The sequence below is a fragment of the Mitsuaria chitosanitabida ATCC BAA-476 = NBRC 102408 genome, assembly GCF_001598255.1.
Classification (GTDB): domain Bacteria; phylum Pseudomonadota; class Gammaproteobacteria; order Burkholderiales; family Burkholderiaceae_C; genus Roseateles; species Roseateles chitosanitabidus.
Window position 1 is genome coordinate 378698 of record NZ_BCYP01000018.1, and the last position, 19329, is coordinate 398026.

At 69.5% G+C, this 19329-nt stretch carries 17 protein-coding genes; 9 read left to right on the forward strand and 8 right to left on the reverse strand.

Annotated features, from left to right (window positions below; all coding sequences use genetic code 11):
- Positions 1-6: 6 nt before the first annotated feature.
- The 3 genes from MCHT01_RS12505 to MCHT01_RS12515 form a co-directional block, all read right to left on the reverse strand.
- A complete protein-coding gene (locus tag MCHT01_RS12505; protein ID WP_067065636.1) occupies positions 7-318 on the reverse strand; it encodes a hypothetical protein in 312 nt (103 codons plus the stop codon).
- 107 nt (positions 319-425) lie between these two features.
- Positions 426-896, reverse strand: coding sequence for a Panacea domain-containing protein (locus MCHT01_RS12510; RefSeq protein WP_067065637.1), 471 nt, complete (start codon positions 894-896; stop codon positions 426-428).
- 217 nt (positions 897-1113) lie between these two features.
- Positions 1114-2787, reverse strand: a complete 1674-nt coding sequence (locus tag MCHT01_RS12515; protein ID WP_067065823.1) for an aminotransferase class III-fold pyridoxal phosphate-dependent enzyme — start codon at positions 2785-2787, stop codon at positions 1114-1116.
- A gap of 79 nt (positions 2788-2866) precedes the next feature.
- Between MCHT01_RS12515 and asd the strand changes: the two genes are divergently transcribed.
- From asd to MCHT01_RS12530, 3 genes are all read left to right on the forward strand, one after another.
- Positions 2867-3760 carry an archaetidylserine decarboxylase gene (gene asd / locus MCHT01_RS12520; RefSeq protein WP_245643252.1) on the forward strand — a complete coding sequence of 298 codons (894 nt, stop codon included), beginning with the start codon at positions 2867-2869 and terminating at the stop codon, positions 3758-3760.
- The gene (locus MCHT01_RS12525; RefSeq protein WP_067065638.1) at positions 3753-4814 is read left to right on the forward strand and encodes a transporter; all 1062 of its coding nucleotides are present in this window, start codon (positions 3753-3755) and stop codon (positions 4812-4814) included. Before asd ends, MCHT01_RS12525 begins: the two co-directional genes overlap by 8 nt.
- A 330-nt stretch (positions 4815-5144) precedes the next feature.
- Positions 5145-6152, forward strand: a complete 1008-nt coding sequence (locus MCHT01_RS12530) for a DUF2272 domain-containing protein (RefSeq protein ID WP_067065639.1) — start codon at positions 5145-5147, stop codon at positions 6150-6152.
- Positions 6153-6230: 78 nt separating this feature from the next.
- On the opposite strand, the gene MCHT01_RS12535 is transcribed toward MCHT01_RS12530, so the two are convergent.
- Complete coding sequence (locus MCHT01_RS12535; RefSeq protein ID WP_067065640.1) at positions 6231-6860, reverse strand: YqiA/YcfP family alpha/beta fold hydrolase; 630 nt, start codon at positions 6858-6860, stop codon at positions 6231-6233.
- A 303-nt stretch (positions 6861-7163) separates the two neighbouring features.
- On the opposite strand from MCHT01_RS12535, the gene MCHT01_RS12540 reads away from it, so the two are divergent.
- Positions 7164-9911 carry a zinc-dependent metalloprotease gene (locus MCHT01_RS12540; protein ID WP_067065641.1) on the forward strand — a complete coding sequence of 916 codons (2748 nt, stop codon included), beginning with the start codon at positions 7164-7166 and terminating at the stop codon, positions 9909-9911.
- Between the two features lie 191 nt (positions 9912-10102).
- Here MCHT01_RS12540 and MCHT01_RS12545 read toward each other — a convergent pair whose 3' ends face one another.
- From MCHT01_RS12545 to thiD, 4 genes are all read right to left on the reverse strand, one after another.
- Positions 10103-11185 carry an AI-2E family transporter gene (locus MCHT01_RS12545; RefSeq protein WP_084452482.1) on the reverse strand — a complete coding sequence of 361 codons (1083 nt, stop codon included), beginning with the start codon at positions 11183-11185 and terminating at the stop codon, positions 10103-10105.
- Between the two features lie 117 nt (positions 11186-11302).
- Positions 11303-12667, reverse strand: a complete 1365-nt coding sequence (mpl, locus tag MCHT01_RS12550; protein WP_067065642.1) for a UDP-N-acetylmuramate:L-alanyl-gamma-D-glutamyl-meso-diaminopimelate ligase — start codon at positions 12665-12667, stop codon at positions 11303-11305.
- Between the two features lie 129 nt (positions 12668-12796).
- Positions 12797-14083: a glutamate-1-semialdehyde 2,1-aminomutase gene (hemL, locus tag MCHT01_RS12555; protein ID WP_067065643.1), complete on the reverse strand. Its 1287-nt coding sequence runs from the start codon at positions 14081-14083 to the stop codon at positions 12797-12799.
- 62 nt (positions 14084-14145) lie between these two features.
- A complete protein-coding gene (thiD, locus tag MCHT01_RS12560; protein ID WP_067065644.1) occupies positions 14146-15114 on the reverse strand; it encodes a bifunctional hydroxymethylpyrimidine kinase/phosphomethylpyrimidine kinase in 969 nt (322 codons plus the stop codon).
- Between the two features lie 133 nt (positions 15115-15247).
- On the opposite strand from thiD, the gene MCHT01_RS12565 reads away from it, so the two are divergent.
- The 5 genes from MCHT01_RS12565 (at position 15248) to MCHT01_RS12585 (ending at position 19286) form a co-directional block, all read left to right on the forward strand.
- Complete coding sequence (locus MCHT01_RS12565) at positions 15248-15439, forward strand: rubredoxin (RefSeq protein WP_084452486.1); 192 nt, start codon at positions 15248-15250, stop codon at positions 15437-15439.
- Between the two features lie 129 nt (positions 15440-15568).
- Positions 15569-15964 carry a response regulator gene (locus MCHT01_RS12570; protein WP_067065646.1) on the forward strand — a complete coding sequence of 132 codons (396 nt, stop codon included), beginning with the start codon at positions 15569-15571 and terminating at the stop codon, positions 15962-15964.
- A 98-nt stretch (positions 15965-16062) separates the two neighbouring features.
- Entirely contained in the window at positions 16063-16428 is a 366-nt protein-coding gene (locus MCHT01_RS12575) for a response regulator (RefSeq protein WP_067065647.1), read from the forward strand.
- Between the two features lie 7 nt (positions 16429-16435).
- Positions 16436-16954, forward strand: a complete 519-nt coding sequence (locus tag MCHT01_RS12580; protein ID WP_067065648.1) for a chemotaxis protein CheW — start codon at positions 16436-16438, stop codon at positions 16952-16954.
- Between the two features lie 67 nt (positions 16955-17021).
- On the forward strand, positions 17022-19286 hold the full coding sequence (locus MCHT01_RS12585; protein ID WP_067065649.1) for a methyl-accepting chemotaxis protein: 2265 nt from the start codon (positions 17022-17024) through the stop codon (positions 19284-19286).
- The last annotated feature ends 43 nt before the right edge of the window (positions 19287-19329 follow it).

Consider the following 19329-nt stretch of genomic DNA (forward strand, 5'->3'; position numbering starts at 1 on the left):
GTGGGCTCAGGCGGCGGCTTTCATCACCTCCGCCTCCTGGCCCTTGCCCGGAAACAGTCCTCGGATCACACCGAGGAAAGCCGCCAGCACGCTGACGGTCACGCCCGTCGTGACGGCGATGAGGACTTGGTCGGACCACATCTCGATGCCGGAGATCGCGTTCACCACACCTTGGGCGCCGACGCAGATGGCCCACAGCGCGAGGCACGCGAGGGCGAGACCGTAGGCCTTGCTGGCGTATTTCTCCCGCAGTTCTCGGTTGGAGCGCATGTCCGCCGTGATCTCGAATCGAAGTTGATCGGCACCGACCTGATCCATCGATGTGGGCTCGCCACCAGGCGCGGCCGGACTGGCCGCCCCCTTGGTGTCCCGATGCGGGTCTCCGACACCCCCGACGGGGTGCCACTGGGTGACGGGTCCTGGCCTCATGCGATCGTCGGATCCAGGCGAATGGTCTCGTTGGGGATGACCTCGAAGAGCGCGCTACCCTGCGACCACGCAGATCCCGGCAGATGAGTCATGTCAGACAGCTCGCGAGCACTGTATCCGCCATACGACACGATGATGGCGTCGACCAGCCGCTCAATGTCTCGGTCGTGCAATTGCAGCAGCGGCACGGCCCATGCTCCGCGATCGTCGACACCCGACAGCGCCCGGATCGTCTCGCCGATCTCACGCTCTCCGTAAGCATTCACCTGGTACTGGATTGACGGCAGTACCGGTCCGTTCGGACGCCGTGTGAACGTGTCGTCGATCAAAGGTGTCCCCACGACCTTGAGATGCCAAGCCTGGGTGAAGAACAGAAGCTTCTGGAGCTTCATTGGCGTGAGGCCGCGCAGGCGACCTTCCTTGGCGCGTTCGATGAACGCGTTGGCGACAGCGAATGCCGAATACATCGAACGACTCCTTCGGACAAGACCCATGCGACGGCACGGGCAAGGTCGAGAAGTCTAGGAATCGCTCCTCGCCAAGGACAGGGGATGACGCTGACATTCGTCAACGAAGACGGGAAGTTCCTGCCTCATGGGGAAAGGCGCCGATGGCGGCCCCGCCAAAGGGGGGGGCACCGTCAGAATCCATTCGCGACTGCGGCCAGAGGCGGCCGCGACGTGCTCACCCGCGCAAGCCCAGCGTCTCCATCAGCACGCGACGCTTGATGGCCTTGTTGCTGTCCATCTCGGGGCCGGTGCTCCACCAGCCGCCGTCGCGCATCGCGCGTGAGGCGGCGAGGATGCGGCGCAGCACCTCGTCGAAATCGGCCTCGCTGAAGTCCAGGCTGAAGATCATCCGGCCCGTGCCCACCCAGCTCAGGGCCAGGCCCTGCTCGCGCAGGAAGAACTGCAGCATCCAGTTGTAGCGAGAGGGCTGCGTGTAGTAGAGCGTCCAGATCGAGGACATGTTGGCCGCGCGCAGTGGCAGGCCCTCCGCCTCGAGCGCGGCGTTCAGACGCGCGCGGCGCGCGTCCTGCTGCGCGTCCTGCTCGACGAGCTGGCGCTGGCGCTCCGGTGTCTCCAGCGCATCCAGGAACACCGACATCGCACCCATCACATAAGGATGCGTGTTGAAGGTGCCGCGCGCGAAGCAGATGTCCGCCGGCCGCTCCTCGCGGTAGCGCTTCATCCAGGCCGCGCGGCCGCACACCACGCCGACCGGCAGCCCGCCGCCCAGGGTCTTGCCGTAGGTCACCAGGTCCGCGCGCACGCCGAAGTACTCCTGCGCGCCGCCCGCGCCCAGGCGGAAGCCCATGAAGACCTCGTCGAAGATCAGCGCGATGTTGCGTTCGGTGCAGACCTCGCGGAGCTGCTTCAGCCAGGTGGCGTAGGCCGCGCGGTCATAGGACGCGCGGCGTGAACTGTCCACCAGCGAGCCGTCGCCCGGCGCCGGCTTGTTGGGGTGCAGCGCCTGCAGCGGATTCACCAGCACGCAGGCGATGTCGCGCCGCGTGCGCAGCACCTGCAGGCTGCGTTCGTGCATGTCGCGCAGCGTGTAGGTGCGCTCGGCCGGCAGCGGATTGCCGGGACCCGGTTGGGCCTCGTCCCACCAGCCGTGGTACGCGCCGCAGAAGCGCACCATGTGCGTCCGCCCCGTGTGATAGCGGGCCAGACGCACCGCCTGCATGACGGCCTCGGTGCCGGACATGTGGAAGGACAGCTGGTCCATCCGCGCATGGCCCAGGATGCGCCGCGCGTTCTCCTCGACCAGGGGGTGGTAGACCCCCAGCACCGGCCCGAGCTTCTCCACCCGCTTCGCCCCCTCGGCGATGCAGTCGCGGTAGAAGTCGTAGCCGAAGAGATTCACCCCGTAGCTGCCGGCCAGGTCGATGAAGCGCTCGCCATCGGCGTCGGTCAGCCAGTGCCCGTCGGACGAGGTCATCACGGGACCGAGCGGCAGCTCCCTCTGCACCAGCGGGCTGAAGGGCGGCGGCACGCGGTAGGTGCTGGTGAACTGCAGGTCGGGCAGCGAGGGCTTCATCGCCTGCGTCGTCGCGATGCTGCGCGCGTGGCGGCGCTTGAGGCCGGCCGACAGCGCGGCGAAGCTCGCGCGGCGGCGGTCGACGATCTCCGCCGACGCGTCGTCGGCGTCGAAGAAGCGCTGCTCGTCGAAGCGCTGGCTGGGCATCAGCCGCGCCAGCCGCACCGCCATGCGCGAGTGCCCCGCCAGCGACGGGTGCTTCGCGCGCGAGAGCTGCAGCCGCCGCCAGCCGGTGGGCGCCTTGTACAGGGCCAGAAGGCCGAGCGCCGCCGCGGCGACGGGCAGCAGATCGAAGGTGAAGATCGACGTCGACATGGGCATGGGCCTCCGGAGCCTCGTTCAGCTGTCACACAGCATTGGCAAATTGCGGAGATATGTATCCGACGGAATTGACATGTCCATGAAACTGGCTCGCTGGCGCGACCGTCTGACCCAGCAGGAAGACCTCAACTTCCTCCTCACCAACCGCGTCCCCCGCCTGGCGCTGACGCGCTTCATGGGCTGGTACGCCGGGATCGAGTCCCCGCTGCTGACGCGCTTCAGCGTGGCGCTGTGGCGACTGTTCACCGACCTCGACTTGAGCGAGGCCCAGCCGCCCGAGCGCGGCTACCGCTCGCTGCGCGACGTGTTCACCCGCCGGCTCAAGCCCGGCATGCGGCCGATCGCCACCACGCCGGCGACCGTGGTCAGCCCCTGCGACGCGATCGTCGGCGCGCACGGCCCGGTCACGCGCGGCATGGCGCTGCAGGCCAAGGGCATGGACTACCGCATCGCCGAGCTCTTCGGCGACGCGACCCGCGCCGCGCCCTATCTGAACGGGAGCTACCTGACGCTGCGGCTGACCTCGTCGATGTACCACCGCTTCCACGCGCCGGCCGACCTGCGCATCGAGCGCGTCACCCACATCGCCGGCGACACCTGGAACGTGAACCCGATCGCGCTCAAGCGGGTGGAGCGGCTGTTCTGCCGCAACGTGCGCGCCGCCGTCGAGTGCCAGCTGCCCGACGGCACCCCCATCGCGCTGGTGCCGGTGGCGGCCATCCTGGTGGCCAGCCTGCGCCTGCATGCGCTGGACCTGACGCTGCGGCCGGACCATCCCGGCCCGCACCGCTTCGAGGTCGACCATGCGCACGCGCGCGGTGAGGAGATGGGCTGGTTCGAGCAGGGCTCGACCATCATCGTGTTCCTGCCGCCGGGCGTGAACCTGTCGGCAGGCTTGCAGGTCGGCGACCGGATTCGCATGGGCGAGGTCATCGCCCAACTACCATCCGCGGATGGCGATGAATGACACCTCCAGCGCGGCCGCCGGTCCGGCCGCGAACGGCTTCGGCGGCCTGCCCGCGGCCCCCTACGGCGGCGACGAGCACGGCCTGATCTGCGGCTTCTGGATCCATCCGGAACGCCCGACCGAGGCGCTGCCCACGCTGGCCCAGGCACAGGCGCGCCTGTCCGATCCGGAGGGCGGCTTCCTCTGGCTGCACCTGAACCTGGCGCATGCCGGCGCGCTGCCCTGGCTGCGTCGCAACGCCGCGCTGGCCGAGAGCTTCGACGAGGCGCAGCAGCAAGGCTCGCGCTCCTCGCGCATCGAGCGCGTCGGTGACCACCTCTTCGCGGTGCTGAACGACGTCACCTTCGATTTCGCCTTCGACGTGGGCGATGTCTCCACGCTGTGGATGCAGGTCAGCGAGCACCTGGTGCTGAGCGTGCGCCGCGCGCCGCTGCGCTCGGTGGACCGGCTGCGCATGGCGATCAAGCGCGGCGACCGGCCGCGCTCCAGCGTGGCCCTGCTGGACCACCTGCTGCGCGACCAGGCCGACGAGCTGCAACGCATCGTCCGCCAGGCCACCGAGCGGGTCGACGACATCGAGGACGCGCTGCTCGCCGGCCGCCACGCGGGCCATGAGGCCGAGGTCGCCGCGCTGCGCCGGCTGATGGTGCGGCTGCAGCGGCTGCTGGCGCCGGAGCCGAGCGCGCTGCTGCGCATGCTGTCGAACCCGCCGGAGTGGGTGGCCGATCACGACAAGCAGCAACTCCAGCAGGCGAGCGAGGAGTTCGCGCTGGTGCTGCGCGACATCCAGGCGCTGCAGGAGCGCATCCGCGCGGTGCAGGACGAGACGGCGGCCCATGTCGCGCAAGAGAACAACCAGACGCTGTACGTGCTGACGATGGTCACCGTGCTGGCGCTGCCGATCAACCTGATCAGCGGCCTGTTCGGCATGAACGTCGGCGGGCTGCCCTTGCTCGAGCACAAGAACGGCTTCTGGGTCGTGCTCGGCCTGATCGTCGTGCTGACGGCGGGGCTGACGCTGCTGGTGCTGCGGGCCACCGGACGTCGGAAGTAGGCGGCGCGTGCGGGGGCGCTCGGTCCTGCCGCGAGCCGCGAGCCGCGAGCCGCGAGCCGCGAGCCGCGAGCCGCGAGCCGCGAGCCGTGAGCCACGAGCCACGAGCCACGAGCCACGAGCCACGAGCCACGAGCCACGAGCCACGAGCCACGAGCCACGAGCTACGAGCTACGAGCTACGGGTCGCGAGTCACGGCGGCGTGCCCGGGCCGTGTCCGGGCGATCCGCGACGTGGATAGCCGCCGGGAATGGACCTCGCGCCGATTGGCATGACCGAGGGGGGAGGGCGGCTCCCACAATGCGCGCGACCTCACGACGACGTCCGCGCCCGATGATCCTCACGCCGCTTCGCCTCCTCTCCGCCGCCGCGCTCGCGGTGGTCCTCCATGTCGCGCCGACGCGGGCCGCCGCGCAGTCCTGCGAGGCGCCCGGCCCCGCGCCTGAGCTCGGCCAGCGCCTGGCCGACATCGCGATGCGCGAGTACCAGCGCGTCGACGGCCATCGCATCGACGCCCACGGCCGGCTGTGGAAGTTCGGCTCGGTGGAGACGGAGACCGAGCCGCTCCGCGCCGCCGAGGGCGACGACGCGCCCTCCGCCCAGCGCTACGCCTGGCGTCGCATCTGGCATTACTGGCAGGTGCTGGACCAGCATCGCCCCGGCACCGCGGACCACCGCGATCTGAAGTGGGCGCCGGCGCTGCTCGACGATCCGGCGTCCGCGCCGCGCAGCCGTGTCGACACCGTCGGCGCCGTGCTCGCCGCGGTGCCGTCCGGCTCGCCGATGAGCGAGGCGATGCGGGAATCGGTGGTGCGGGCCGCGATCTCGGACTCGCCCTGGTCGGGCGCGTTCATCTCCTTCGTGATGCACGAGGCCGGCCTGAGCGACCAGGCTTTCCACTTCTCCGGCGCGCATGCGGTCTACATCGCCGGCGCGATGCGCGAGTCCCCCGGCTACGCCTTCCGCGCCTGCGACATCCGCCGCACCGCGCCGCGGGTGGGCGATCTGATCTGCTACTCGCGCGGCAAGCCGGTGCTGGATCGCTTCGCCGACTGGCAGGAGCGCCTGCCCGCCATCGACGGTCGCACCAAGTCGCATTGCGACGTGGTCGTCTCGGTGGACCGGAAGACGCTGAAGATCGAATCCATCGGCGGCAACGTGATGCAGTCGGTGACGCGGCGCCAGCTGATGATCAACGAGTCCGGCCTGCTGTCGCGCCGGCATTACGTCGGCGCGCCGCGGAACCGTCCCCGTCCGGGCAGCCCTTGCGCCGAGGACGCGACCTGCGAGAAGTCCGACCTCAACCAGCAGCACTGGAGCGTGCTGCTGCAGCTCAGGTGATGCGTCAGGTCTGCCCGGAGAGACCCGTGACAGGCCGTCGCCCGGCGCCCGCGCGGCGACCGGGCGCCGCTCGCCGGCTCAGAGACCGAGGAAGCGCGTGAGCGCCTCGAGGTAGTCGTCGAAGTCGGCCAGGCCGTGGTCGCTGCCCTCGAGCAGATGGACGCGGCAGGCGGCGTAGCGGGCGTGCATCTCGCGCCAGTCGAGCACCTCGTCGCCCTTGGCGATCACCGCCAGCATCCGGTCCGGATGCGCGAGCGCGCCCACCTCGAGCGCGCGCAGTTCGTCGACGAACTCCGGGCGGAAGAAGAAGTGCTCCTCGGGGTTCTGCCAACAGGTCTGCTCGCCGATGTAGTTCGCCAAGTCCCGGGCCGGGTCGACGGCCGGGTTCAGCAGCACCGTGCGCGCGCCCGTGCCCTGCGCGACGTGGGTGGCGTAGAAGCCGCCGAGCGAGCTGCCCATCACCGCCATGGTCTCGCGCGGCCAGTCGCGGATCAGCTCGGCCACCAGCGCCATCGCCTCGCGAGGCGATGGCGGCAGTTGAGGGCAGGTGAAGACCAGATCGTGGGGGCGGTGCTCGGCCACCCAGCGCGCCATGCGCTGCGCCTTGGCCGAGCGCGGCGACGAGCGGAAGCCGTGCAGGTACAGCAGATGTGTGCGACGTGCGGGCACCGGGCCCTGCGCCGGTGCGGCGGGATTCGAGGCGGTCATGGCGGCGCAGTGTAGGCGCGCCTCGCGGGCCGACCGCCGGTCGACGGCGGGCGAGGCCGATGGCATCGGGCCTTCCGAGGGGCGGGTGCGCCCGATGTCACTTCCGGCATGGGTCGTCCGGCGCGCGAAGATCGCGTCCGCAGCGCGGCGGCAGCGTGCCGTTGCGCTCGTTACTTCGCATTGACGCGGGGGCCTGGCCCCCGCACATTGCGCGATCCAGCCGGCCCCGGGGAGGGCGCCGGCATTTCCCAACATGGGCCCGCACCGGCGACCCCGGTCCGGCCCGGAAAAACGACGTCGACCATGATCCACAGGGACACGATCCAGCTGACGGCCATCGCGGCCGCGGCCCTGCTGCTGACCGCCTGCGCCACGCCTGGCACCACCACGGGCGCCGCCGCGCCGGCCGCCGCTCAGGCCCCGGCCAACGCCGCCTCCGGCGCGCCGGGCGCGCCTGGCGCCACCTCGCCGATGACCGCGCCGCGTCCCGCCGCCGATCCGACCGCGCCCAAGCCCTTCGCCGAGGTCAGCCGCGACACCAAGCGGCAGGACGGCCTGTTCCCGATCCTGCGCAAGGACGAGAAGGTCTGGCTCGAGATCCCGCGCGCGATGCTGAACAAGCCCTTCCTGTTCACCATCAACATCACCAGCTCCATCGGCGAGCGCGGCTTCTACGCCAGCCAGATGGGCCCGGACGTGATGGCCGAATGGCGCCGCGTCGGCAACACCGTCCAACTGATCGCGCTGAACACCAAGTTCCGCGGCGAAGGCGGCGGCAAGCGCGCCGTCGACGAGGCCTTCTCGCCCTCGCTGCTGGCGGCCGGCCCCGTGGCCAGCGCCGATCACCCGGAGCGCAAGTCCTTCCTGGTCGATGCCGGTCTGCTGCTGAGCGACATCCCCGGCATGTCCACCCGCCTGGAGATGGCCTACCGCCTGCCCTACGCGGTGGATCGCGGCAACTCCTACTTCGAGAACACCCGCGCCGACGCGCAACTGAGCACGCTGGGCGCCAAGGTCCATTACTTCACGCCGCGCATCCCGGCCCCGCCGCTGGTGCCGCCGCCCGTGCCGGTCCCGACGCCGCCGCAATCGACGCCGGACGCGCGCTCGATGTTCATGGGCTTCGTCTACAACTTCCGCGCGCTGCCCGAGCAGCCCGCGGCCACGCGACGCGCCGACGGCCGCCTGGGCCACTTCACCGAGTCGTACACCGACCTGGGCGACGACCTCAAGCCCAATCCGCGCGTGCACAACGTCAACCGCTGGCGCCTGGAGAAGAAGGACCCCGAGGCCGCGCTGTCCGAGCCGGTGCAGCCCATCGTCTACTGGATGGACAAGAACATTCCGCCGAAGTACCGCCCCGCGGTCGAGGCCGGCATCCTGGAATGGAACAAGGCCTTCGAGAAGATCGGCTTCAAGAACGCCGTCGTGGCCAAGCAGCAGCCCGACGACGCGGACTGGGACAACATGGACGCGTCGCACGCGTCGATCCGCTGGTTCGTGGGCTCGGACGTGGGCTTCGCCATCGGCCCCAGCCATGTCGATCCGCGCACCGGTGAGATCCTGGACGCCGACATCGGCATGAGCGACGTGTTCAGCCGCGGCGGCCGCGCCTTCATCACCGAGGACGTGCCGCGCGGCATGGGCTCGACGTCCACCGGCGAGGTCGCCTCGATCAGCGAGGCGCATGCGCTCGCGGCGCTGAACCAGGGCTGGCGCGAAGGTCGCAACGCGACCTACTGCACCTATGCGCAGGACGCCGCGGCGGAGATGGAATTCGCGCTGGACGTGCTGGAGGCACGCGGCGACATCGCGCCGGACAGTCCCGAGGCCGACGCCTTCATCCAGGCGCGGATCAAGGACGTGATCATGCACGAGGTGGGTCACACGCTGGGTCTGAAGCACAACTTCAAGGCCTCGACGCAGGTCACGCAGGCGCAGCTCAAGGACAAGGCCTGGACCGACGCGCACGGCCTGTCGGCCTCGGTGATGGACTACAACGCCTACAACATCCCGCTGGAGGGCGAGGCGCCGACCACCTACAACAACACCACGCTGGGCGCCTACGACTACTGGGCGATCGAGTACGCCTACAAACAGGTCCCGAAGGAGGCCGAGGCCGCCGAGCTGCTGCGCATCGCGTCGCAGAACACGCTGCCGGGCCATGCCTACGCGGACGACTACGACGCGGGCGGCTTCGGTCCGATCGACGGCATGGATCCGATGATCAACCGCTTCGACCTGGGCGACGATCCGCTGGCCTACTACAAGAAGCGCCTGAAGCTGACGCAGGAGATGTGGTCGCGCGTGCAGGCCCGCAAGCCCGAGGCCGGCGACGATCCGCTGCGCCAGCGTCGCCAGCTGCAGAGCGGCTTCAACCAGCTGGGCCGCGCGTCGGAGCTGGTGGGCAAGTACGTGGGCGGCATGATCACGACCCGCGACGTCCCGGGCGCGGCCACGCCGGCCCAGCGTCCGGTCGATCCGGCCAAGCAGCGCGAGGCGCTGCGCTTCCTGGCTTCGGGCCTGTTCAGCGCGGACAGCTTCCGCTTCAAGCCGGAGTTCCTGACCTCGATCACCGCGGACTACGTGGACTTCAACAACCGCGGTTTCGTCAGCATCCCGGCGGCGGTGTCGCGGGTGCAGCTGAACGCGCTGGATCGCCTGCTGCAGGCGCAGACGGCCATCCGCCTGATCGAGCTGCCGAACTACGTGCCGGCAGCGCAGCGCAAGGGCCTGATCTCGATCCACGAGGTCTACTCGACGCTGCAATCGTCGATCTGGAGCGAGCTCAAGACCGGCGCGGAGATCGATCCGCTGCGTCGCAACCTGCAGCGCGAGTACCTGCGCCGTCTGCAGGCCAACCTGACGCGCGGCGGCGCGGCGTCGGGCCAGTTCGCGGAAGCCTATGCCGTGCTGCGCCTGAACGCGGTGCAACTGCAATCGGAGCTGCGCGCGGCGCAGGGCAAGGGCTCGATCGAGACCCGTGCCCACCTGGCCGAGAGCCTGGACCTGATCAGCAACGTGCTGAAGGCGTCGATGACGCGCACTTGATGGCGCGGGGGCGGCCCGGTCCTGGTGATCGGGCCTCTCCAGCCTCCAAGCGAAAGGCCGGCAATGCCGGCCTTTCTCTATGGGTCTGATGAGGGCCGTCATGCCGCCTGACGGTTCTCCTTGGAACCCTTTGGCGCCACGAACGAAAACGGCGCCAAGAGGCGCCGTGATCGGGAGGGGCGGTCAGCCCGTCATGTATCCCTGTCCCCGACCGGATACCGCCGCTCGGCGGCCACGATGTCCCAGACGGCGATGAACATGGCCGCGAACAGCGGCCCGATCACGAAGCCGTTGATGCCGAAGGCCGACATGCCGCCCAGCGTCGACAGCAGCACGATGTAGTCCGGCATCTTGGTGTCCTTGCCCACCAGCAGCGGCCGCAGCAGGTTGTCCACCAGCCCGATCACCACCGTGCCGAAGAACAGCAGGCCCACGCCCGAGGCGATCTGGTGGGTCGACAGCAGGTAGATCGCCACCGGGCCCCAGACCAGCGCCGCGCCCACCGCGGGGAGCAGCGACAGGAAGGCCATCAGCACTGCCCACAGCACGGGCGCGTGGATGCCCAGCACCCAGAAGGCCAGGCCGCCCAGCGCGCCCTGGATCGCGGCCACCGCGATGTTGCCCTTGACCGTCGCGCGGATCACCGTCCGGAACTTCTCGCCGAGCTGGCGCTTGTAGGAGTCCTGCAGCGGCAGCGCGTCGCGGATGCGGGCCGAGAGCTGCTCGCCGTCGCGCAGCAGGAAGAACAGCAGGTAGAGCATCACGCAGAAGCTCACCAGGAAGTCGAAGGTGTCCTGGCCGAAGCCCAGCGCCTTGGTCGCCATGAACTGGCTGCCCTGGTTCAGCGCGCTGCCCAGCTTCTCCTGCAGGTTGGACAGGTCATGCAGACCGAGGCGCTCGAGCAGCTCCAGCAGCCAGCCCGGCAGCGCCGCGTAGATCTGGGCGACATAGGTGCCGAAGTTGAACTTGCCGCTCTTGACCATCTCGAAGACGACCGAGGCCTCCTTCACCAGCGCGCCCATGACGTAGGTCAGCGGGAGCACGACCAGCAGCAGGATCACCACGATCGAGAGCCCGGCCGCCACGCCGGGCCGCTTCGTCTTGCGCAGCAGCTTGCGATATAGCGGCTGGAACACGATGGCCAGCGCCACCCCCCACAGGACCGCGCTCAGCATCGGCCACAGGATCCAGCCGAACGCCACGGTCACCAGCGCCAGCAGGCACAGGAAGGACCGGTTCTGCAGCGCGGGCACCAGCTTGCCAGGACCACTCATCGTCTCGTCGCTCCTCGGGAACTGTCGAATATCGGCGGGGTAGGCAAGAACCGACCCCAGCATGCGTGCCGGGGCGCGGAAAACCGCCCGGCACGGCGCGGGCGCAGGATCGCCGGTTTACTTCAGCGCGTCCAGCAGCTTTTCGTGGATGCCGCCGAAACCGCCGTTGCTCATGCACAGCACGTGGTCGCCGGGCTTGGCCGCGCGCTTGACCATGGCCACCAGCGCATCGACATCGGCGCCGACCAGCCCCTGCTCGCCCAGCGGGGCCAGCGCCTCGGCCGCGTCCCAGGTCAGGCCTTCCTGGTTGCAGAAGCTCAGGTCGGCTTCCTCCAGCGCCCAGGGGAGCTGCGCCTTCATGGTGCCCAGCTTCATCGTGTTGGAGCGCGGCTCGAAGACCGCCAGGATGCGCTCCTGCGGGGCGATGCGGCGGCGCAGGCCGTCGATGGTGGTGTGGATCGCGGTCGGGTGATGCGCGAAGTCGTCGTAGACCTTGATGCCCCGGACCTCGCCGCGCAGCTCCAGCCGGCGGCGCACGTTCTTGAAGCTGCTCAGCGCCTCGGCCGCCTTCTCGGGGTCGATGCCGACGTGCTCCGCCGCCGCGATCGCGGCCAGCGCGTTGAGCTGGTTGTGCTCCCCCAGCAGTTCCCAGGTCACGTGTCCGACCTTCAGGCTGCCGCGCAGCACGTCGAAGGACGTCGGCTCGCCGCGAGCGCGCAGCGCGCCGGGCTCTTCCTTGCGGGCGCCGAAGCGCTGCACCTCGCTCCAGCAGCCGCGCGAGAGCACGCGCTGCAGCGCCTCCTCGCGGGCGTTCACCACCAGCCGGCCCGACGGCGGCACCGTCCGCACCAGATGGTGGAACTGGGTCTCGATGGCGGCCAGGTCCGGGAAGATGTCGGCGTGGTCGTGCTCGAGGTTGTTCAGGATGGCCGTGCGCGGCCGGTAATGGACGAACTTGCTGCGCTTGTCGAAGAAGGCGGTGTCGTACTCGTCGGCCTCGATGACGAAGTACTTCCCGCCGCCCAGGCGCGCGGAGACACCGAAGTTCTGAGGGACGCCACCGATCAGGAAGCCGGGCGCCAGGCCCGCCGCTTCCAGGATCCAGGTCAGCATGGAGGTCGTCGAGGTCTTGCCGTGCGTTCCCGCGACGGCCAGCACGTGCTTGCCCTGCAGGACGTGCTCGGCCAGCCATTGCGGGCCGCTGGTGTAGGGGAGGCCGGCGTCCAGGATGGCTTCCATCAGCGGGAAGCGGCCTTCCGACGAGCGCGTCACCACATTGCCGACGACGAACAGATCCGGTTTGAGCGAGAGCTGCTCCGCGCCGAAGCCCTGGATCAGCTCGATCCCGAGGGCCTCCAACTGCGTCGACATCGGCGGATAGACGTTGGCGTCGCAGCCGGTGACCGTGTGGCCGGCCTCGCGCGCCAGCGCCGCCAGCCCGCCCATGAAGGTGCCGCAGATGCCAAGGATGTGGATATGCATGTCTCTCTCTCAGCTGCTGTACCAAACGGTAAGCAAGGGTAATGCCTGTCGCGAGGTGAAATTCCTGCGACGACCCGGGCACGCCGCCTGACGGGTGGGGCCGCGGTCCCGACCCGTCGGGGAAGGGGCTCAGCGCAGGGCGCGGCGGGCGGCGTCCAGCGTGGCGTCGATGTCGGCGTCGGTGTGGGCGGCGGAGACGAAGCCGGCCTCGTACAGGGCCGGGGCCAGATAGACGCCGGCATCCAGCATGCCGTGGAAGAAGCGGTTGAAGCGCTCCTTGTCCGTGGTCATGACGGTCGTGTAGTTCTGGGGCAGTTCGGGGAGCAGGAAGAAGCCGAACATGCCGCCCTGGCAATCCGCGCTGAACGGGACGCCGTTCTCGGCCGCCACGGCCTTCAGGCCGTCGACCAGGCGCTGGGTGCGGGCGGCCAGCGCGTCGAAGACGCCGGGCTTCTTGAGCTCGCGCAGGGTCGCCAGGCCGCAGGCGGTGGCCACCGGGTTGCCCGACAGCGTGCCGGCCTGGTAGACGCCGCCCAGCGGGGCGAGGTGGCGCATGATCTCGCGGCTGGCGCCGAAGGCGGCCAGCGGCATGCCGCCGCCGATGACCTTGCCGAACACGCTGATGTCGGGCACGAAGCCCGGGATCAGGTCGGCGTACAGGCCCTGCGCGCTGCGCAGGCCGACGCGGAAGCCGGTCATCACCTCGTCCAGCACCAGCAGGGCGCCGTGCTGGCGGCAGAGCTCGCGCAAGCGGGTCATGAAGGGGACGCTGGCGCGCACGAAGTTCATGTTGCCGGCGATGGGCTCGATGATCACGCAGGCCAGTTCCGGTCCGTGCAGCGCGAAGGCTTCCTCGAGCTGGGCGACGTTGTTGTATTCCAGCACGATGGTGTGCTGCGCGGTCTCCTCGGGGACGCCGGCCGAGGTCGGATGGCCGAAGGTCGCCAGGCCCGAGCCCGCCTTCACCAGCAGGGCGTCGGTGTGGCCGTGATAGCAGCCCTCGAACTTGATGAACTTGCTGCGGTGCGTCGCGCCGCGCGCCAGGCGGATGGCGCTCATCGTGGCCTCGGTGCCGGAGCTGACCAGGCGGACCTGCTCGCAGCTCGGGACCAGGGCCAGGATCTCCTCGGCCAGCTCGACCTCGCGCTCGGTGGGGGCGCCGAAGGAGAAGCCCTCCAGCACGGCCTTCTGCACGGCCTCCAGCACGGCCGGATGGCCGTGGCCCAGGATCATCGGGCCCCAGGAGCCGATGTAGTCGATGTAGCGCTTGCCGTCGGCGTCGACGATGTAGGCGCCTTCACCGCGCGTGATGAAGCGCGGCGTGCCGCCGACCGCGCGGAAGGCGCGCACCGGCGAGTTCACGCCACCGGGAATGACGCGCTGGGCGCGGGCGAACAGGGTCTCGTTCTGGCTCATGGGATCGGGTCCGTACTACTCGAGGGTCGCCGCGCGGCGCGTGGGTGGGCGCGGGCGCGGGGTCAGTGGATGCGGCGCGGGCCGCCGCGGCTGGGCGGCTCGTCCATCGGGGCTTCCTCGGCGGCCGTGGCCGAGGCGGGCAGCGGCTGGCCGTCCTCGCCTTCCTCGCCGGGCGGCAGCGCCCAGAAGAAGCGGTCCGGGACCACGTTGCCCATGCCGGGGCGGAAGCCCGCCTCCAGCGACTGGTCCAGGAACGCCAGGGCCTCGCCCACCGCGTCGTGCGGCTCGGAGCCGACCGACAGCAGCGCGGCCAGGGCGGCGGACAGCGTGTCGCCGGCGCCCACGAAGCTGGCCTCGAAGCGCTCGAACTTCTCGCCCGTGATGGCGCCCTGCGGGCCGGCCAGGACGTTGTCGATGAACTGGTTCGGGAGGCCGATGCCGGTCACCAGGACGTGCGCGGCGCCATGCTGGTGCGCGGCCACGGCCAGCTCGCGCGGGGAGGCCGGGCGGTCGGCGTCCCAGTCCGGGAGCAGGCAGTCGCTCAGCGTTTTGTGGTTGCCCACCAGGACCAGCGTCTGCGGCAGCACCAGCTCGCGGAAGGCGTCCAGGTAGCTCTGCTGCTGCTCCTCGTCCAGCCAGGAGATGCTGGGCAGATAGGCCACCAGCGGGGTGTCGGGGTAGTCGGACAGCACTTCCGCCACCGACGAGATGCCCTCGGCGCTGCCCAGGAAACCGACCTTCCAGGCGGCGACCGGGACGTCCTCCAGGATCGAGCGGGCCTGCTCGACGATCACGTCGCCGTCCAGGGTGTGGTGGTCGAAGACCTCCGCCGTGTCGCGCATGACGATGGCCGTCACCACCGGAAGCGCGTGCGCGCCCATGGCCGCGATGGTCGCGACGTCACCGGCGCTGCCGCCCGCGCCGCTGGGGTCGCTGGCGTTGAAGCTCATCACGCAGGCGGGCGGGGGGGATTCCTGCTCGTCGTCGACGGCGTCGTGGGGGTCTTGCGATGAGAGGTCTGGGCGGCTCATGAATAGGTGGCGCGAAGCCGTGAACTGATGCGCGGGATGTGAAGAAGCACCGCTATCGACTGTTGTTTCATCGGTACTTCTGCCCTCCGATCGGCCCGGGGGGCGTGGCTACAATCTTTCGATCATTGTAGTGATGCAAAGTCAACCCATCGTGAGCGAAGCAAGGACCTGGATGTGCCTGATCTGCGGCTGGATTTATGACGAGGCCGCGGGGGACCCCGAGCACGGCATCGCCGCCGGCACGCGTTGGGAGGATGTCGACATGAACTGGACCTGTCCCGAATGCGGCGCCCGCAAGGAGGACTTCGAAATGGTCCAGATCTGACCCCCACTTCCGGGCGCCGGCCGATCGTCCTGTCATCGATCATCGCGGCCGACCCCGGAAGGGACCGAACTTCTGTCGCGATCCTGAAATTTCTCTGACAACCAACGTCTGAACAATACGGAGAACAGCTTGGAATCCAGCGCGAGCCCCCGCACGGCGACCAAGGTGCTGGTCATCGACGACAGCAACACGATCCGCCGCAGCGCCGAGATCTTCCTGAAGCAGGGCGGCCATGAGGTCGTGCTCGCCGAGGACGGCTTCGACGCGCTGGCCAAGCTGAGCGACTACCAGCCCGACCTGGTGTTCTGCGACATCCTGATGCCGCGCCTGGACGGGTATCAGACCTGCGCGATCATCAAGCGCAACCCGCAGTTCTCCAACGTCCCGGTGATCATGCTGTCCTCCAAGGACGGCCTGTTCGACAAGGCGCGTGGCCGGATGGTGGGATCGCAGGACTACCTGACCAAGCCCTTCACCAAGGACCAGCTGCTGCAGGCGGTCCAACAGCACCGGCGCGAGGCCTGAGCCCGCGTCCGCTCCCAAGCCCAGTTTCCACAACACCCAACGACGCCCACATCCGACAAGGCCGCCAGCCGTCCCGGGGCGCCACAAGGGGAGTTCTCATGCCCATCCAAAAGATCCTGCTGGTCGATGATTCGAAGACCGAGCTGCACGCGCTGAGCGACATGCTCGGCAAGCGCGGCTTTTCCGTGCGCACCGCCGAGAACGGCGAAGAGGCGATGAAGCGTCTGGCCGAGGAGAAGCCCGACCTGATCCTGATGGACGTGGTCATGCCCGGCCAGAACGGCTTCCAGCTGACCCGCGCCATCACTCGCGACGAGCGCTACGCCGACGTGCCCGTGATCATGTGCACCAGCAAGAACCAGGAAACCGACAAGGTCTGGGGCATGCGCCAGGGCGCGCGCGACTACGTCGTCAAGCCCGTCAAGGCCGAGGAACTGCTGGCCAAGATCAAGGCGCTGGGCTGACACCATCATGGCCAACAAGCAAGCGCTGCGCGAACTTCAACAACGGCTGGCGCAGCGCATGCAGGCGGCGCGCGAGGCGCCTCAGGCCGCCAGCTGGCTGGCCGTCGAGTGCGCCGGCCTGGGGCTGCTGCTCCCGCTGAAGCAGTCCGGCGAGATCTTCACGCCGGTCCCGCTGCAACCCGTCCCCTACACACAACCCTGGATGCTGGGCGTCGCGAACCTGCGCGGCGGACTGCACACGGTGGTGGACCTGTCCGCCTTCCTGGGCCTGCGCGGCCCGACGGCGCTGACCACGGCCCACCGGCTGGTGTCGGTCAGCCCGGAACTGGGCATCAACTGCGCGCTGCTGGTGGACCAGCTGCTGGGGCTGCGCGGTGACGAACAACTCCAGGCCGAGCCCGACACGCCCGGCCATCCGGACTTCGCCCCGGCGCGCATGCGCGACGGGGAGGGCCGGCGCTGGCAGGTGCTGGATCTGGATGCGCTCGCGCAGCATCCCCAGTTCCTGCGCATCGTGTTGAACTGAGCGCCACACGGCGAGGCGACGGTCCCGTTCCGGGTCCCGAACGAAGAAACGACCAAACGAGGGTGAGATGAGCTTCCTGGACAAGATCAAGAACAAGGGCAAGAACGAGGGCAAGGCGGACGTCGACATCGACGCGGGACCGACCACCGAGCAGACGGGGCCGGGCACCGACGACACCCAGGACTTCCAGCCCTCGATCATCACGACGGCCCAGCCGACCCCGGAATTCCAGGACACGAACGCCGGCTACCAGCCGTCGGCCACCGCCCCGGAAGCGCCGACCCCGATGCCGGCCGTGAAGGCCCCCGAGGCCCGCCGCACCGGCCTGCTGACCGCGCTGGTCGCGGCCGGCCTGATCGGCACGACGCTGACGGTGACGATGTCGCTGGTCGGCGGCAACCGTTCCGCGGCGCAGGTGCGCGGCGCCGGTCAGGCGGCCATGCAGTCGCAGCGACTGGCCAAGGCGGTCTCGACCGCGCTGCTGGGCAACAAGAACGCCTTCCCCGAGATGAAGGAAGCGTCGGACGTGCTGACCGGCGTGATCGGCTCGCTGCGCGACGGCAGCGGCGATCTGGCCAAGGCCCCGGGCTCGGTCGACGCGACGCTCGAGCGCATCGCCCCCATGGTCGCCCGCGCCGACAAGAACACCAAGGTCATGCTGGCCCAGGAGAAGGTGCTGACGCAGGTCGGCGCCGCGCTGCGCGCCATCAACCGGCAATCGTCCGACCTGCTGGAAAGCGCCGAGGCCGTGGCCTCGCTGTCGCTGCAGAGCTCGGCCCCGACCGGCGAAGTCGCCGCGGTCGGCCAGCTGGTGATGCTGACCCAGCGCATCGGCAAGTCCGCCAACGAATTCCTGACGCAGGAAGGCGTGAGCCCCGAGGCCGTCTTCCTGCTGGGCAAGGACCTGAACGCCTTCCGCGAGATCGCCCAGGCGCTGCTCAACGGCAACCCCGAGCTGCACCTGAACGGCGCCAAGGACGCGCAGGTGCGCGAGCGCCTGAAGGTCCTGCTGACCCAGTACGACCAGACCCGCACGCAGGCCACCGCCATCCTGTCCAACCTGCAGGGCCTGGTGTCCGCGCGGGAAGCGCAGACGGCGATCCTCAACGACAGCGAAGTGCTGCGCAAGGACCTGGACGAGCTGTCGCAGGGCCTGGAGTCGGCCGGCGGCCTGAACCCGCTGCTGCTGATCGGCATGGTCGCCTCGCTGGCGCTGCTGATCCTGGGCGCGGTCGGTTTCCTGCGCCTGTACGTGACGGACCAGGGACGCCGCGCGCAGCTGGCCGAAGAACAGCGCCGCGAGGCCGAGGCCCAGGAGCAGGAGGCCAAGCGCGTCAACGACGCCAACCAGGCCGCGATTCTGCGACTGATGAACGAGCTGCAGACGGTCGCGGAAGGCGACCTGACGCACCAGGCCACGGTGACGGAGGACATCACCGGCGCGATCGCCGACTCGGTGAACTACACCGTGGAAGAGCTGCGCACGCTGGTGCACCAGGTGCAGACCACGGCGGTCCGGGTGACGGACACGACGGCTCAGGTCGACCAGACCTCGACCGAGCTGCTGGCCGCCTCGACCGAACAGCTGCACGAGATCCGCGCCACCGGCGAGGCCGTGCTGCAGATGGCGCACCGGATCAACGACGTGTCCGCGCAGGCGCAACAGACCGCCGACGTGGCGCGCCAGTCCCGGGAAGCCGCCGAGCAGGGTCTGCAGGCCATGCAGAACAACATCGGCGGTATGAACCAGATCCGCGACCACATCCAGGAAACGTCCAAGCGCATCAAGCGCCTGGGCGAGTCCTCGCAGGAGATCGGCGAGATCACCGAGCTGATCTCGGACATTACCGAGCAGACCAACGTGCTGGCGCTGAACGCGGCCATCCAGGCGGCGTCCGCCGGTGAAGCCGGTCGCGGCTTCTCGGTGGTGGCGGAAGAAGTGCAGCGTCTGGCGGAACGTTCCGCCGACGCGACGCGCCGGATCGCGGCGCTGGTCAAGACCATTCAGACCGACACGCACGACGCGGTGGCCGCCATGGAGCGGTCCACGCTGGGCGTGGTCGAGGGCACGAAGCTGTCCGACGCGGCCGGCCGCGCGCTGGAGGACATCGACTCGGTGTCCCGGCGCCTGGACGACCTGATCGCGCAGATCTCGTCGGTCGCGCAGAACGAAGCGCGCGCCGCCAACGAGGTCGGCGCCAACATCCAGCACATCTTCGCGGTGACCGAGCAGACCTCCGAGGGCACGCGGTCGACGGCGCAGATGGTGCACGAGCTGTCGCGGTCCGCCGAGGCGCTGAAGCAGTCGGTGGCCCGATTCAAGGTCGTCTGATCCAGAGGACGGGCAGGCGAGGCCGAGGAGCGGCCCGCGCGCC

What these genes read in the sequence shown, in the direction of transcription:
- MCHT01_RS12540 (WP_067065641.1), top strand. Translation starts at nt 7,164, where the DNA reads ATGATCCACAGGGACACGATCCAGCTGACGGCCATCGCGGCCGCGGCC.
- MCHT01_RS12505 (WP_067065636.1), bottom strand. Translation starts at nt 318, where the DNA reads ATGGATCAGGTCGGTGCCGATCAACTTCGATTCGAGATCACGGCGGAC.
- asd (WP_245643252.1), top strand. Translation starts at nt 2,867, where the DNA reads ATGTCCATGAAACTGGCTCGCTGGCGCGACCGTCTGACCCAGCAGGAA.
- MCHT01_RS12585 (WP_067065649.1), top strand. Translation starts at nt 17,022, where the DNA reads ATGAGCTTCCTGGACAAGATCAAGAACAAGGGCAAGAACGAGGGCAAG.
- thiD (WP_067065644.1), bottom strand. Translation starts at nt 15,114, where the DNA reads ATGAGCCGCCCAGACCTCTCATCGCAAGACCCCCACGACGCCGTCGAC.
- MCHT01_RS12535 (WP_067065640.1), bottom strand. Translation starts at nt 6,860, where the DNA reads ATGACCGCCTCGAATCCCGCCGCACCGGCGCAGGGCCCGGTGCCCGCA.
- MCHT01_RS12575 (WP_067065647.1), top strand. Translation starts at nt 16,063, where the DNA reads ATGCCCATCCAAAAGATCCTGCTGGTCGATGATTCGAAGACCGAGCTG.
- MCHT01_RS12530 (WP_067065639.1), top strand. Translation starts at nt 5,145, where the DNA reads ATGATCCTCACGCCGCTTCGCCTCCTCTCCGCCGCCGCGCTCGCGGTG.
- MCHT01_RS12545 (WP_084452482.1), bottom strand. Translation starts at nt 11,185, where the DNA reads ATGAGTGGTCCTGGCAAGCTGGTGCCCGCGCTGCAGAACCGGTCCTTC.
- MCHT01_RS12580 (WP_067065648.1), top strand. Translation starts at nt 16,436, where the DNA reads ATGGCCAACAAGCAAGCGCTGCGCGAACTTCAACAACGGCTGGCGCAG.
- hemL (WP_067065643.1), bottom strand. Translation starts at nt 14,083, where the DNA reads ATGAGCCAGAACGAGACCCTGTTCGCCCGCGCCCAGCGCGTCATTCCC.
- mpl (WP_067065642.1), bottom strand. Translation starts at nt 12,667, where the DNA reads ATGCATATCCACATCCTTGGCATCTGCGGCACCTTCATGGGCGGGCTG.
- MCHT01_RS12515 (WP_067065823.1), bottom strand. Translation starts at nt 2,787, where the DNA reads ATGTCGACGTCGATCTTCACCTTCGATCTGCTGCCCGTCGCCGCGGCG.
- MCHT01_RS12510 (WP_067065637.1), bottom strand. Translation starts at nt 896, where the DNA reads ATGTATTCGGCATTCGCTGTCGCCAACGCGTTCATCGAACGCGCCAAG.
- MCHT01_RS12525 (WP_067065638.1), top strand. Translation starts at nt 3,753, where the DNA reads ATGAATGACACCTCCAGCGCGGCCGCCGGTCCGGCCGCGAACGGCTTC.
- MCHT01_RS12565 (WP_084452486.1), top strand. Translation starts at nt 15,248, where the DNA reads ATGCAAAGTCAACCCATCGTGAGCGAAGCAAGGACCTGGATGTGCCTG.